11 protein-coding genes are annotated in these 13,778 nt (G+C 62.8%); 1 reads left to right on the top strand and 10 read right to left on the bottom strand.

The genetic code is table 11. The annotated features are described in order from the left end of the window. Positions 1-87: 87 nt before the first annotated feature. The 10 genes from P2H44_RS11450 to P2H44_RS11405 form a co-directional block, all read right to left on the bottom strand. Entirely contained in the window at positions 88-402 is a 315-nt protein-coding gene (locus P2H44_RS11450) for a M81 family metallopeptidase (protein WP_275763656.1), read from the bottom strand. A 72-nt stretch (positions 403-474) separates the two neighbouring features. Then, a complete protein-coding gene (locus P2H44_RS11445; protein ID WP_275763655.1) occupies positions 475-1,821 on the bottom strand; it encodes a metal-dependent hydrolase family protein in 1,347 nt (448 codons plus the stop codon). Positions 1,822-1,909: 88 nt separating this feature from the next. Next, the gene (locus tag P2H44_RS11440) at positions 1,910-3,496 is read right to left on the bottom strand and encodes a serine hydrolase domain-containing protein (RefSeq protein ID WP_275763654.1); all 1,587 of its coding nucleotides are present in this window, start codon (positions 3,494-3,496) and stop codon (positions 1,910-1,912) included. A 43-nt stretch (positions 3,497-3,539) separates the two neighbouring features. Beyond that, a complete protein-coding gene (bla, locus tag P2H44_RS11435; RefSeq protein ID WP_275763653.1) occupies positions 3,540-4,538 on the bottom strand; it encodes a class A beta-lactamase in 999 nt (332 codons plus the stop codon). Between the two features lie 159 nt (positions 4,539-4,697). Continuing rightward, the gene (locus P2H44_RS11430) at positions 4,698-6,332 is read right to left on the bottom strand and encodes an amidohydrolase family protein (RefSeq protein WP_275763652.1); all 1,635 of its coding nucleotides are present in this window, start codon (positions 6,330-6,332) and stop codon (positions 4,698-4,700) included. Positions 6,333-6,397: 65 nt separating this feature from the next. Beyond that, on the bottom strand, positions 6,398-7,138 hold the full coding sequence (locus P2H44_RS11425) for a DUF3299 domain-containing protein (protein WP_275763651.1): 741 nt from the start codon (positions 7,136-7,138) through the stop codon (positions 6,398-6,400). A gap of 31 nt (positions 7,139-7,169) precedes the next feature. Then, entirely contained in the window at positions 7,170-8,798 is a 1,629-nt protein-coding gene (locus P2H44_RS11420) for an amidohydrolase family protein (protein WP_275763650.1), read from the bottom strand. Positions 8,799-8,865: 67 nt separating this feature from the next. Further along, complete coding sequence (locus P2H44_RS11415; RefSeq protein WP_275763649.1) at positions 8,866-10,179, bottom strand: hypothetical protein; 1,314 nt, start codon at positions 10,177-10,179, stop codon at positions 8,866-8,868. Next, on the bottom strand, positions 10,176-11,024 hold the full coding sequence (locus P2H44_RS11410) for a hypothetical protein (RefSeq protein WP_275763648.1): 849 nt from the start codon (positions 11,022-11,024) through the stop codon (positions 10,176-10,178). The genes P2H44_RS11415 and P2H44_RS11410 overlap by 4 nt, the downstream gene beginning before the upstream one ends. A 44-nt stretch (positions 11,025-11,068) precedes the next feature. Next, positions 11,069-12,616 (bottom strand): amidohydrolase family protein, encoded by a 1,548-nt coding sequence (locus tag P2H44_RS11405; protein WP_275763647.1) that lies wholly within the window; start codon positions 12,614-12,616, stop codon positions 11,069-11,071. 132 nt (positions 12,617-12,748) lie between these two features. On the opposite strand from P2H44_RS11405, the gene P2H44_RS11400 reads away from it, so the two are divergent. Further along, positions 12,749-13,768, top strand: a complete 1,020-nt coding sequence (locus P2H44_RS11400) for an AraC family transcriptional regulator (RefSeq protein WP_275763646.1) — start codon at positions 12,749-12,751, stop codon at positions 13,766-13,768. Positions 13,769-13,778: the final 10 nt, after the last annotated feature.

Below are 13,778 nucleotides of genomic sequence, written 5' to 3'. Positions count from 1 at the left end.
TGAAATGCAGACGTCTGGTCCGGGACTACGAGCAGATCACCCGCGTCGCCGAAGCCCTCATCACCGTCGCCGCCATCGCCACCCTCGTCAGGAGGCGCTGAACAGGCTTCTCAAACACGCTCTGAGACCCGGGAGTAATTCCCAGCCGTTTTCCTCACACACATCTACTGCACCGCCTAAGGCTGTTCCTCTGAATGCCTTGATTTCATCACCCCGAAAAATACGCATGTTGTCCAGCGTGGTTTCGCCCATGCCTTCGGTGAGATAAGTGTTGGTTTCATGGAAGAAACCGACACAGCAGACACGCAATTTTCCACCGCTTCCTGGGGAAGCAAGCAAAGGGGACGATAATGCAGTTACGCCCGCAGAGACAGCTAGTATATTGAATGTTCTACGCTTCATGTATCGCCTCCTTCCCCCAGATTCCTCAGAACGATGCTGCAGGCATTCTGGATAAACGCCTGTAGCAAAAGTTCACTCGATGCTGTTCTTGTAGATCGCGCCGTTCTTCATGATCAAGACGAAGTTCTTCAGCGGATCAGCAACCAAATCGATATTTTCGAGCGGATTTCCATCTACTAGAATCAGGTCAGCCAATGCGCCCGCCTTCACTACCCCGAGCTCGCCCGGATAGGGGTCGCGTGGACCGGACAGCTTTAATAACTGGGCATTGTCGTGTGTTGCCATTTTCAGCACTTCAAAGGGCGTGAACCAGCGCTTCATCTTGGCCAACAACTTGCCTTGTTTTGCCGCAAGTCCTGCATCGAAAAGCACGTCTGTACCCCAGGCGATTTTCGCGCCGTGTTTCTTGGCATATCCGTAAACGACGTCTGTGCCCGCAGTCACAGTTATAAACTTTTCTCTATTGAGCGAGCCCTCAGGAAAGGGAATAGCATCCTCATCATCGAGAATGGGTTGCATGCTGAGCCATGCACCTTTTTCGGCCAAGAGTTTGATTACGTCTTCACCCAACAGGTGTCCATGCTCAATGCTCTTTACACCTGCTTCCAAGGCCTGTTTGACGGCCGTGTCCGTAAAGGCATGTACCGCGATGTAGGTATTCCAGGTGTTGGCGACCTCCACGAGGGCGCTCATTTCAGCAAACGTGTATTGGGTTACATCTAAAGGGTCGAAGTCCGATGACACCCCGCCGCCAGCCATCACTTTGAGCTGGGACGCGCCCTGGCGCAAGATTTCTCGCGACCGCTTAATTACCTCGGGCACCCCGTCCGCTATTATCCCTATACCTGCTTGCTGAAGATAATCCAGAGGTTGCCCAGGATTCTCGGGCACAGCCAAAGGTGCACGATAGTCCCCATGACCCGAAGTCTGGGAAATCACCGCCCCAGAAGGGTAGATGCGTGGTCCGTTTATAAGCCCTTCATCAGTCGCCTTCTTGATTGAAAAGACATTTCCGCCAATATCGCGAACAGTGGTAAAACCTCTCATTAAGGCGCCCTCGTTCGCTATAGCCCCTTTAAAACTCATGTAGGCCAGATCATTTGTCATCAACTCAGCCACAGAAAGCGTCGCAAACAACGAGTGCCAATGGGCGTCGATCAGCCCTGGCATGAGCGTGCGCCCCCGTCCGTCGATCACCGTGCCACCCGCGACAGCAAGTGGTTCAGTCGACACCGCGGTGATCTTGTTGCCCGTTACCACGACATTGGCATTCATGATCAGGGCTTCGTTCAAGCCATCAAAAACATTGACGTTGGTGAACAGGATCGACCCGGAGGCGTCCTGAGCTGCCGCCGGAAGGGAGACGCTGACGGCGACGGCAAGCGCCGCGGTCAGGGTCTTTAGGTTCAGTTTCCGCATTGGATTTCTCCAGATGTCGACGCAGCGGGTTCGGTGGAGAGTTCGATCTGCGCCGTGCAGGATCGCCCCTCCACCGAATCCGTGGCTCTTACTCAGCCGGTTTATCGAAGACAGACCCGGAGAGCGAGAATTCGTCGACCGCCCCGTCGCCCCGAATGAAGATCCGGTGGTTGAATCGCACGTAGTTGAGTTCGCCAGACGGATCTTCGAGCAATTCGCCAAGGGCGCCCTCGTTCGGGCCTTCGGTGATGATGAACCAGCCCTCGGCCGTGTTGGCCACATTGGCAGGCGCGGGATCCGCTCCGCTGGTCAATGCGGAGAACTGGACAAACACATATTTGTCGTCCTCTTTCCGGATCTCGATGTTCTGGGAATTTCCCTTGAAGACGCCGACGAAGGGATCGAGCACAGCCGGATCAGCCCCCGCTGCGACCGGAGAGTCGGCCTCGATTCCCGTGAAGGCTTTGACCATTGCATTCGCAACTTTCTTGTAGGCCTCGGCTCCGCGATCGCTGTGGATCAAAACCACCACGGCAAAGTCGTGATCCGGGATCAGCTGCAGAAAAGACCGCGTGCCGGGCCAGTTCCCCCCGTGGCTGGGGCTGGTGACCCCGCCGTAATCGTGGATGAACCATGTCAGCCCGGTAAAGTCGCCGGCCTCGGCCTCGACTGCCGGAGCGTGGGCATAGTCCAGCGCTTCTTTGGACAGCAGCTGGTTCCCGGCGGCGTCCGCGCCGTCCAGCTGAAAGCGGGCGTATTTCAGCATGTCGTTAATCGTCGACCGGAGCGCGCCGGAGGCTGCGGACTCTCTTATCAACGGAATGTAGTACGGCTTGAGATCGCTGATGCTGCCTTCCCCGTAGATCGGCGGATGACCCCATGCGTAGTTTTCAGCCGGCGGGGTGGCATCGTAATTGAAGGATGACGACTCCATGCCGAGCGGCGTCAACAGGTTCTCTTCGATCAGGGTCTCGATCGGTTTTCCGCCGGCATGCGACACCACATGGGTCGCGAAGGTGATGCTGGTGTTGTTGTACATCCAGGTTTGACCGAACGGATAGAGCTGCTCGACGTAAGCCGCCTGGAGCATGACCTTCTCGCTGATCGACCCGCCCGGAGGAACACGAAGAAACCCATGGTCGCCATACCAGCCAGCGCGATGGTGGAACAGGTCGACGACCCGGGCTTTCGACGTTGCGTCGGGATCCGCGACCCTGAACCACGGCAGGAGGTCGACGACACGCGCGTTCAAATCCAGCTCGCCCCGTTCGGACAGCTGCAGGGCCACTGTCGAAAGGAAGGTTTTGGTCACAGAGCCAATTTGAAACTGCGTATCAGGAGTAACGGCCTCGTCGGTGCCTACTTTGGTGACACCGAGTCCGGCGCTGTAAGTGTTGGGCCCATGGATGACCCCGACACCAAGTCCCGGGATGTTCATTTCTTTGATCAGTTCAGCAGTTTCGGCGAGCACCGCATCAAAGGTCGCCTGGCCCTCTTCCTGTGTCATGGCCTGCTGTGCGAGTGCTGGTGTGACGCACAGCAGCGACGAAACAAGCAGGGCAGGTAATGGTTTCACTAGGCTCTTCACTGGGGTTTTCCTTTGCATTGGGGTCTTCACCGGATTTCTCCTGGCGGGATAACGATGGTTCTTCCCGAAGAGTTCTGTCTGCGCCATGCAAGATCTCACCGCGACAGACTGCACGGCGAAGTTTTCCCGCTTAAGGCTTCGCCATCTGCCCGACGTAGAAGTAGTCGAACAGCGAGCGGGCGACCTCGGCAATTGCCCGGTCCCTGTCCGCCTCGGACGTCGCGCTGCTCTTGGTGAACACGGCGATTGCAAACCGACGACCGTCGGGGAGCGTGATGTAACCGACGTCGTTGGCCACTCCCCCAATGGTTCCGGTCTTGTGCGCCACGGGCGTTCCCCTGGGCAGCAGCCCCTTGAGCCGGCCAGCGCCGGTGCGCGTACGCGACATGACATCGAGCAGGAAGTCGCGGCTCTCGGCGCTCATCGCCGTGCCGCTGTCGATGGCAAGCAGGAGTTGCAGCATCGCAAGGGGCGTTGCCTGGTCGCGGGGGTCCGCCTCGAAGTCCAGATTGCGGTTACTTACGATCGTTGCAAGCTCTGGCCTTGTCTTGAAAGCCTCAGTGGCGACCTTCGTCGTGGCGGGTCCCGGCAGGCCATAGAATTCCCCGATGATCTCGCCGGTCGTCCGATCGACCCTGAAATCGGTGATCCCGAGCCTGCGCAGATTCTCGGTCACTGCCGCGGGTCCGCCGGCCAGCCCCATCAAGGTGTCGGTCGCGGTGTTGTCGCTCTCCGTGATCATGATCTCGATCAGGTTCGCCACCGAAAGCTGAAGCCCTGCGTGCACGAATGTGTCGCTGAGCGCAGCGTCCCCGATCATCATCATGTCGGGTGTGATTTCGACCATCTGGTCGAGGCTCAGTTCCCCCCTGTCCACGCGGTCCAAAATTGCAGTGGCGATCGCAACCTTGTAGGTGCTGGCCATGGCGAAGGTCTCATCGCCATTGAACGCGATGACGTCGTCGCCGCCGATTTCCTGCGCCGCGAAGCCGATGCGCCCGGCAAGCTTCGTCGCGACCTGTTCGATCGCGGCGGCAACAGGCAGGCCTTCTGTTGTCTGGGCGTAGGCCGGGCCGAAGGTCGCCGCCGCAGAAACCGCAAGGGCCATGATGGTGTTGCGAAATTTCATTCTCGCTCTCCCTTTTCCGTGAGTTGGGTTTCGGGACCGTCCCGTTCGGTGTTGACGAAGCGGAACCGGCAGCACGCGCTCAAGATCTGGGCAAATGGCCGCCAACAAGACGGAGACCAAGATTGCATGATCCCGTCTTCTTGCCTGACCACATAGACCTCAGTTGCCGCCATTCGCCGGGAAGGCTCCCGTGAAGTCGCTGGGCATCCCGGTCGAGAATTCGGCATTCCACGCCTCTACCGAGATCGGCACGAAGCGCGGCTTGTCTTCGGGATCGAACCGGATCGGCTGACCGGCGAAGACAGGAAGCACCTTGTCGTCACGCGACGCGACCTGCCCGTTGACGATCACGGCCTTCATGCCCGTTGAAGGCACGGCGCCCTTCTCGTACGTCGCATTGTCCGTGAAGAGTTCGGGGTCGAACACCACGATGTCGGCGACCATCCCGGTCTGGATGCGGCCGCGTTCCTGCATCGCTTTAAGGCCCGTATCGCCCAGGCGCTTGGCGGCGTTGTAGCTGAGGATCGACATCAGCTGCATCATCGGGATGTTGTTTTCCCGGCCGAAACGGATCGTTATGCCCCGGGCGCCAGCCGCGCGGGGGTGGGTGTTGCCGAGCTGGTCCAGCGGGATGTCCCACGGGCCGAAATGCGGTTCGGGAGGAAGCGCGTCGCTGGCCACGGTGACGCCCTTCAGCGTCAGCCATTTCGGCGCATCTTCGGCGGGCATCTTGAACACGACGATCGGCTTGGTCGGATTGGAAGCCGTGTCGGCCTTGAATGTCTCCAAGGTGTAGAAGTCACCCGTGACCGGATCCTGCACGGTATCCTCGTAGCGGTTGCCCAACTGCTCGACCCAACTCTCCGGCTGCAGAAAAGAGGCATTCAGCGTGGTGGACCCTGCAGCGTAAGGATAGATTTCACCCCAGATGTTGTGGCCCTGTTCCTGAAGCCTCGAAATCATTTCGTGGGCAAGCCGCCAGCCGGGGTTGTTGAAGTGAAGGACGATCGCCGGGGCGCCGAGCGCCAAGGCATTGGCGATGAGTTCCTGCGCGCCGTTGTTCTCGGTCGTGTCGGTGCCGAGCGTATAGCGCGTATGTGCGCCGGTCGGGCGGCCGTAGCGCGCGCCAGCCTTCTGCACCTCGAACATCTCGCGGGAAGAGACGCCTTCTCTCATGTACCCCACGGTGCTGCCGATGCCCGGCGCGCCCGCCTGCAGACCCTTGTCGATCTCTTCGAGAATTGCGTTGCCCTGTTCCAGGGTCGGGCGCGTGACGCTCCAGCCCGATTTCTTCCGGGTTTCCAGAGCGGCAATGGGACCGTTTATGAGGAAATCGCCCGTCGACCCGTCGAGCACCACCGCGCGGGCCAGTTCGTGGCTGACCGCGCAGCCGTAGTTGGCCTGGGTCACGCCGGCGCGCGCTTCATACCAGGCGGCGATGTATGATCCCGCGCAGCCCGCCTCGAAATCCATGCTGCTGGTCAGGCCGTCGCGCAGGCCGACCCGGTAGCCGATCGGCGTCTGCCAATGGAAATGGGTGTCGATGAAGCCCGGCGCCACGATGTGGCCGGTCGCATCGACCGTCTCGCCTCCGGTCAGCGGGTCCGTGCTGATGGCGACGATGCGGCCGTCGGTGATGCCGACATTGGCGATGTCGTCGAACAACGTCTCGGGGTCCATCACCCGGCCGTTGGCGATCACGAGGTCGTAGTCCTGAGCAAGCCCAGGCGAGCAGACCAGCGCAGACACGATCAACGTGCAGACAAGGACTTTCATCTTTTTTCCCATCTTCATGTTTTTCCGGTCAGCATTTCCTGAGGACAGCGCGCCTCGAGCGCGCCGCCCGTTCGTCCTTGGGGTCATTCGCTCGGCGCGCTCGGTTCACGAGGACCGTAGCCAGGGAGCCGACGTATCCATGGCGTCGTCCGCTTGGCTCCGCCGGCCGACAGGTCGACGGCGGCGGCTCTCAGCGTCCAGCCGCTGAGCATCCGCGCCTCTCCATCGAGGATGAAGATCGTGGCGTCGCTCGGCTCGGCGCGAAGCAGGCCGGTGACGTTGACCTGCGTGTAGAGCGACGCAGGCCGATGATCAGCGGGCAGACTGACCCGCACGAGCTGGTTCGGCGGCGGCGGCGGAAGATGGCTGCACATCCCCACGGTGGGGACCAGATAGCCCAATCCGCCGCCATCAGCGGCCGGTGGTGCAGGGATGATGTAGCCGGAGATCGCGACCTCGACGCCATCGAGGATCGGGTTCGTCGCCATGCGGGCCGCCTGCCGCTTCCTCGCGACCTCCCACCGCTGCTCGAGCAACGCGGCGACGTCCTGCCCGTTCGCTTCGAGCGTCTCCCGCGCGGCGGTGCGGCGGGCGTCGAGGCGCAGGCGCGTCTCTTCGGTCAGGTCGTCGCCGGCGAGCTTCTGGTCTAGCTGAACCAGAACCTTCAGCTCGTTGAGCAACTCGAGCCCCATGTCCGCATAGGGGTCGTCGAAGGCCATGGCCAACGGGTCCGGGAGATCGGAAAACTCTATCGCTTCCGGATCCGCCACCGCGGGCGTGGCAGCCAGCACGGCCGCCACAAAGGCCGAGATCAAGAACCGCATGATCCTGCCTCCTCGCGCTCGATCGTCACGATCAGTTTCCACCGCCCATGGGGAAGGCGCCCGTGAAGTCGCTGGGCATCCCTGTCGAAAACTCGGCGTTCCATGCCTCTACCGAGATCGGCTCGAAGCGCGGCTTGTCTTCGGGATCGAACCGGATCGCCTGACCGGCGAAGACAGGAAGCAGCACATCGTCGCGCACCGTCACCTGGCCGTTGACGATCACGGCTTTCATGCCCGTCGAAGGGATGGCGCCGTTCTCGTAGGTCGAATTGTCCGTGAAGAGTTCGGGGTCGAACACCACGATGTCGGCGACCATGCCGGGCTGGATGCGACCGCGCTCCTGCATCGCCTTTAGGCCCGTATCGCCCAGATGCTTGGCGGCGTTGTAGCTGAGGATCGACATCAGCTGCATCATCGGGATGTTGTTTTCCCGACCGAGCCGGATCGTGGCGCCCCGGGATCCGGCGGTGCGAGGGTGCGTGCCGCCCAGCTGGTCCATCGGGAAATCCCACGGGGCATCGTACGGCTTGGCGCCAACCCCATCGCTGGCCATGGTCACGCCCTTCAACGTCAACCACTTCGCCTGGTCTGCTTCGGGCATCTTGAATACGACGACCGGCCTGGTCGGTTCGGAGGCGACGGTCGCCGTGTAGGTCTCGAGGGTGTAGTATTCACCCGTGACCGGATCCAGAATGGACTCCTCATAGCGGTTGCCCAGATCGTCGACCCAGCTCTGGGGCTCCAGAAACTCGGCATTGATCGTGGTGGAGCCTGCAGCGTAGGGATAGATTTCTCCCCAGATGTTGAAGCCCCTTTCTTGCAGCCCTGAAATCAATTCGTGAGTCACGCGCCAGCCGGGGTTGTTGAAGTGCAGGACGATCGCAGGCGCGCCGAGCGCGATCGCGTTTGTGATGAGTTCCTGCGCGCCGTTGACCTCGGTCGTGTCGTTGCCGAGCGTATAGCGTGTATGGGAGCCCGTCGGGCGGCCATAGCGTGCGCCGACCTTCTGCACCTCGAACAACTCGCGGGAAGAGATGCCCGCTCTCATGTATCCCGTGGTGCTGCCGATGCCGGGCGCGCCAGCCATCAGGCCCTTGTCGATCTCTTCGAGAATCGCGTTGCCCTGTTCCAGGGTCGGGCGCGTCACGCTCCAGCCTGTTTTCGCCCGAGTTGTGTAAGCGGCTACGGGGCCGTTTATCAGGTACTCAGCGCCGTCCGACCCGTCCAGGATCATCGCGCGGGCGAACTCGTGGCTGACCGCGCAGCCATAGTTGGCCTGGGTCACACCCGCACGCGCCTCGTACCAGGCGGCGACATAGGATCCCGCACAGCCCATCTCGAAATCCATGCTGCTGGTCAGGCCGTCGCGCAGTCCGAGGGAATAGCCGATCGGCATCTGAAAGTGGAAATGGGTGTCGATGAAGCCCGGCGCCACGATGTGCCCCGCTGCGTCAATGGTCTCCGCGCCTGTCAGCGGATCCTTGCTGATGGCGACGATGCGCCCGTCCGTAATGCCGACGTTGGCGATGTCGTCGTACAGGGTTTCAGGGTCGATGACCCTGCCGTTGCTGATCACGAGGTCGTAGTCCTGCGCGACCGCTGTCGAGGCCGCCAAGAATCCGCCGAGGACGATCATTGCCTTAATGTGTCTCGTCGCCATGGATCCATCGCTCCTGTTGCAGTGCGGCGGGCATTGCGCCCGCGTTCGTTTCATGTGTCCGACCACGTCACTTCACCGGCAGGGTGAGGAGCGGTTTCGCGCCAGGCACCTCGCCGACGACGGAGTCGAAAAGGGCGTTGAGCAGGGTGAAGCCGATGCGGGTGTCGAGGTCGTCGGCGCGGATGTAGAACCAGCGTCCGTCGCGCTCGACCGCGAGCCACGCGTCGCTCGGCCGGATGTCGGACGTCTCGACGTCCAGCCACACGCGCGCGGGCGCGCTGCGCGGACGCACGATGCCCGCCGCGAGGTCCCGCTGCGGGACGGCGACGTAGGCCGACGCGAAGCGCAGGACCTCCATCACCGAACGGTTGTTCAGAACGATCTCCCGCAGCGGCGCGGCGTCGTCGAGCACGCGCGATTGGCGACCGGACTCCGACAGGAGCTCCTCGGTCCCCGAACCGCCGGTGTCGATGATCGCGAAGGACTGGCGCTCGGGGTCCAGGTCGAGCAGGTCGCGCAGCCGCAGCACCCGTGGATCCGCCGCCGAGCCCCGCGTGAAACGGAGGAACAGCGGCTTGGACAGCTTCAGCGGCTCGAAGACGTTGGGGTTGTCGCGCGTCATGAACTGCATGCCCGACGGCAGCGCCTCGGCCATGGCGACAGGGTCGATCTTCGACATCGGGATCTTGCCCCCGGCCGCGTTGCTGTAGACGCCGTAGGAGAGATCGACCAAACCCTCGCGCAGCAGCGTCCCGAGCAGGTCGAGCGCCTCGACGAAGGCGCCGTAGCTGTCGGGCTCGTAGCTGCCGCGTTCGAGGTCGAACTCCAGGTTCCTCAGCCGATTGATCTTCTTCGCGCCGATGCGCAGCACCGACGCGGGGCTCAGCCCAGACTGGGTCAGCACCGTCAGCTGGTCGGCGCCCATGGGCGCGTGCAGCCGGCCGAGAAGCTCGCGCGAATCCGGCAGACCCCAGGTCACCGTCGGCGTCTCGGCGTAGGAGACGCCGGCGCTCAGCCCCAGCACGTTCGGCGCGCCGTCCGGCAGCGTCGCCTGCGCGCCCGCGTTGGCTCCGGCGGAAAAGCTCGTCGTCACGCTGCCGATCTGCAGGAAATACGGCGTCTCGTCGTAGCGCAGCCGAACGATGTTGAGCAGTAGCTGCTCGTTCGTCGTCTGCCGCATCATCTCGTTCAGGTCCCAATGACGGGCCTGGATGACGCTTGCCTGCACGCCGCAGCCGGCAAGGCCGAGCAGCGCGAGACCGGCGATCGCCGCGCGGCCCGGCGCCGCGATGGCCGATCCGCCCGACCTTCGTCTCGCGAAGCGCGTGCGTGACCCCGAGCCCGCGCGCCGCTTGGGGCGGGGAGGCGCTCCGGCCTTCACCGGCGGATCCACGAGTCGACGAAGTTGGGCACGACCGGCGTTATGTTGAAGCCGATCATCCACCGCGGCCCGAAGGCGTTGGGCTGCTCGACGTAGTAGTTGAGTTCGACCTGCACCTTGACCGGCAGACCGCCGATCTGCGTCGTCTTGCTGACGCCGAAGTTCAGCGGGATCGTCCAGTCGCCGGACCGCCAGTCGTAGTTCATGATCGGGGTGCTGCCGTAGGACCAGCCGCCGCCGGGCAGGAAATTCAGGAACAGCTGCATCTGCGAGGCGCTGTGGTAGCTGTCGCTCCAGCCGGCCACGTTCCACTGATGGCTCGGGAACATGCCGTAGACGCCCCAGTCTTCGAACTGCGCGATCAGCGCCTCGGGGCCGAGGCGGAGCTGCTTGCCGGCGATGTCCCCGTCCGTCGCCGTCGGCAGCGTGCCGACCATGCCGAACGCCCAGAGAAATCCGCTCGGCTCGGTTACGCCGTAGCCGATGTCGAAACCGACGTCGCCAAGGGCCGTGACGCCTTCGAAGCCCGTCGCGGAGGGAACGGGCTGATCGACCACGAGCGGGAACGCGGGGCGGACAAACAAGTTAGCCTTTCCGCCGCTCTCGGTCGGCGGCAGCGAAAAGGGGAACACCGGCTGAAACAGGAGCGTGAAGTTGTCCTGGCTGTCGGCCCCGGGAAGGTCGCCGGTGTACCAGCGGTACTGGTTCTTGAACGTCAGGCTCGCCAGCGAGTTGTTGGGATTGGCGAGTTCTCGCGCGACCTCGTCAGTCGACTTCGGCGGCGCAGGCTGTTCCTGCGCGTACGCCATGGTCGCCGTCAGCGATATGGCGGCGAACAGCGCCATCTGCGCGCGGGCTGGCCTAGCCTGCATCATGAGCTTCCTCGGGTTCAATTGGAAACCTGCCGCCGGATCGGCCGGCCATGCGGCGCGTCCAGCACCAGTTCGCCATCACGCACGACGACGCCGCCGTTCACCAGAACGGTCTGAACGCCGACCGCCGGTCGATTTGAGTTTTCGAAAGTGGCCCTGTCCGCAATGGTGGCCGGGTCGAAAACGACTATGTCCGCATCCATTCCCACCTGAAGGCGGCCCTTGCTGCGCATCTGCGGCACGCTGTCTTCCAGCGTCTGCGCCGGCATCAGCGATATCTTGCGGATCGCTTCGTTCAGCGACAGAACCCCGCGCTCGCGCACATGGGAGCGCAGAATCTTGGCGAAGGTTCCGGCCGAACGCGGGTGGCTGAAGACGCCCTCCGGAAGAGGCCATTCATCGCCCTCATAGAACCTCACGTTGCCGTCTTCGTCGAAGTAGGACCAGAACACGGAATCCGAAGCGATCAGAGTTGCGGGATTGGTGACTGAAACGTCCAGCAGCGCGAGATCCCGTGGATTGGTCTCGTCCAGGAAATGCCAGGTGACGAAGGTGCCGGGCCTGTTCGCCTGATAGTCGGCCAGCTCTTCCTCGGTCATCCTGTCGGAGCCCAGCTGGAAGTTGCTGGCCGTGGAATCCATCCGAGCGCGCCAGTCCTGGCCGCTGAACATGGCCGCGCCGACCACGGTGTTGGCGGCGCCGTATGGATAGGCCTCGGTTGTGACGTTGATGCCTTGAGCCCGCGCCTCCTCGACCAGCGCCATCGTCGTTTCGATGTCCGACAGCGAGACCGAATTGATATGGCACACATGCATATGCGCGCCCGTGATGGCGGCGAGGCTGATCAGCTCCTGGATCGCCTCGAACGAGCTCTTCGGCTCGATGTTGCTGGCGTATCGCACGTGGGTATAGGTCGGGACATTGTATTTCCTCGCCAATTCGGCGAGCTCGTAATACTCTTTATGGCCATAGCCCGGCGCATACCCGGCGTTGACGCCGATGCCGAGCGCACCGTCTTTCAGGCCCTGTTCGACCATCGACATGATGCGCCCGGACTGTTCGGGACTGGCGATGTCCGACTTCCAGTCGGTGCGACCCTGCGCGTCCTGAAAATACTCCACCGTTGCCAATGGATCGGTCTCGGTGAACGCCGCGATCCGGCTGTGGACCCAGCCCACGGAGGCGCCGTAGTTCACCGGCAGGTTCTTCTTGGCCTGACCTTCGTACCACTCGCCGACCGGCACGAGGCCGGACTCGAGCTCCAGCGCGGTGGTGACGCCCTGAATGACCTGCATCCGGTAGTCGCCGATGTTCTGGCCGTGAGAATGGAGATCGATGAAGCCAGGCGACACGACGTGACCGGTCGCGTCGATCACCTCGTCGCCCTCCAGCGGGAACTCGCTGATCGCCGTGATCTTGTCGCCGTCGACGGCGACGTTGCGAATGGCGTCGAGCCCGGTTTCAGGGTCGATGACCCTGCCGCCCTCGATCACGATGTCATGCGCGGACGAGGTCCCGGCGCCGGCGAGTGCGATCGCGAAGGTGAAGGCGAAGACCAGGCGCATGTTTCAGCCTCCCTCGAGTCTATGGCAGGCGTTGCAGGTTCAACTCCGCGCCGACTCCAGAATAGCTGCAAGGGATCGATGAGCCTTCCGCTTTCAAGGGTCAGATCTTACACTGTCGGCATATGAGCCAGGGTGTACGCGTTGAAAACGTCGGAGAATCAAAAGGTCGATGAGGTGGCGGCTTCGGCGCTGGCCCCCGAGTCGCTACGGCTATGCCGGCGCTACCAGGACCATCTGTTCGACCAGCCGGTCCTCGAGTCCGAGGTCGCGCAGATCGGCCGCGGCGCCCCGAGATACGTCTCCGAGCAAATCCGAGGCCGCGACATGCGCCTCGTCCGGTTGCGGTTCGCGCCTAAGGCCGTCACTCAAGTCGTCATGGACCCGGACTGGATCCTGCTGCTCCTCCCGCTCGCTCTTCGTGGGCGTTACGTCTTCAACGGGCTCGAAGCCCGTTCGTTCGATCTGTTCATTTCGGCGGGTCGAGATGGCTGCGCCACGTTCGGGGAGCATCGCGACACCCTCTCCGTCGGGCTGCGTCGGGCGCGGTTCGAGGCCGCCTGCCGGGCGCTGGCGGGCGGTTCGATCGACTGCATCGCACTGTCCGACCAACGCCTGCCGCTCGGCGCGGACGAGGTCGGTTGGCTGCGGCATCGTTTTCTGACGGCCATCGATGCGGCGCGAAGTATGCCGACCGTCGCAGGGAGCCAAGTGCTGTCGGAGGTCGTTGAGAACGACCTCATCACCGACATCGCCGCTGTCCTCGCGCCCCATACGCTGCGTGGTCCGCCACGCGAGCCTGCGCGATGCGACGCGCTCCGCGTCGTCAGGGCCGCGCGTCGCGCGATCGACGCTCGCCGCGCCCGCCCGCCGAGCCTGGCCGATCTGTGCGCGGCGGCCGGGGTCGGGCAGACATGGCTCCACAGGTGCTTCGTCGAGGTATGCGGCACGTCGCCGGTCCACTACCTGCGCGCGAGCAGACTCAGCATGGCGCGCGACCGTTTGCTGGACCCGCAGTCGCGTTCGGTGAAGGACGCTGCGCTCCAGCTGGGCTTTCTCCACAGCGGACGCTTCGCGGCTGACTACAGCGCCATGTTCGGGGAATCTCCCAAAGAAACCTTGTTGTCGCGGCCTGACGGTCAAGCGACCCCGTGATCGCCGTTGC

This window comes from Albimonas marina, assembly GCF_029223255.1.
Classification (GTDB): Bacteria; Pseudomonadota; Alphaproteobacteria; order Rhodobacterales; family Rhodobacteraceae; genus Albimonas.
This window is presented reverse-complemented; position numbering and strand designations above follow the sequence as displayed.

Bases quoted from the DNA above. Each gene is read 5' to 3' on its own strand.
- P2H44_RS11450 (WP_275763656.1), bottom strand. From the start codon at position 402: ATGAAGCGTAGAACATTCAATATACTAGCTGTCTCTGCGGGCGTAACT.
- P2H44_RS11445 (WP_275763655.1), bottom strand. From the start codon at position 1,821: ATGCGGAAACTGAACCTAAAGACCCTGACCGCGGCGCTTGCCGTCGCC.
- P2H44_RS11440 (WP_275763654.1), bottom strand. From the start codon at position 3,496: ATGGCGCAGACAGAACTCTTCGGGAAGAACCATCGTTATCCCGCCAGG.
- bla (WP_275763653.1), bottom strand. From the start codon at position 4,538: ATGAAATTTCGCAACACCATCATGGCCCTTGCGGTTTCTGCGGCGGCG.
- P2H44_RS11430 (WP_275763652.1), bottom strand. From the start codon at position 6,332: ATGAAGATGGGAAAAAAGATGAAAGTCCTTGTCTGCACGTTGATCGTG.
- P2H44_RS11425 (WP_275763651.1), bottom strand. From the start codon at position 7,138: ATGCGGTTCTTGATCTCGGCCTTTGTGGCGGCCGTGCTGGCTGCCACG.
- P2H44_RS11420 (WP_275763650.1), bottom strand. From the start codon at position 8,798: ATGGCGACGAGACACATTAAGGCAATGATCGTCCTCGGCGGATTCTTG.
- P2H44_RS11410 (WP_275763648.1), bottom strand. From the start codon at position 11,024: ATGGCGCTGTTCGCCGCCATATCGCTGACGGCGACCATGGCGTACGCG.
- P2H44_RS11405 (WP_275763647.1), bottom strand. From the start codon at position 12,616: ATGCGCCTGGTCTTCGCCTTCACCTTCGCGATCGCACTCGCCGGCGCC.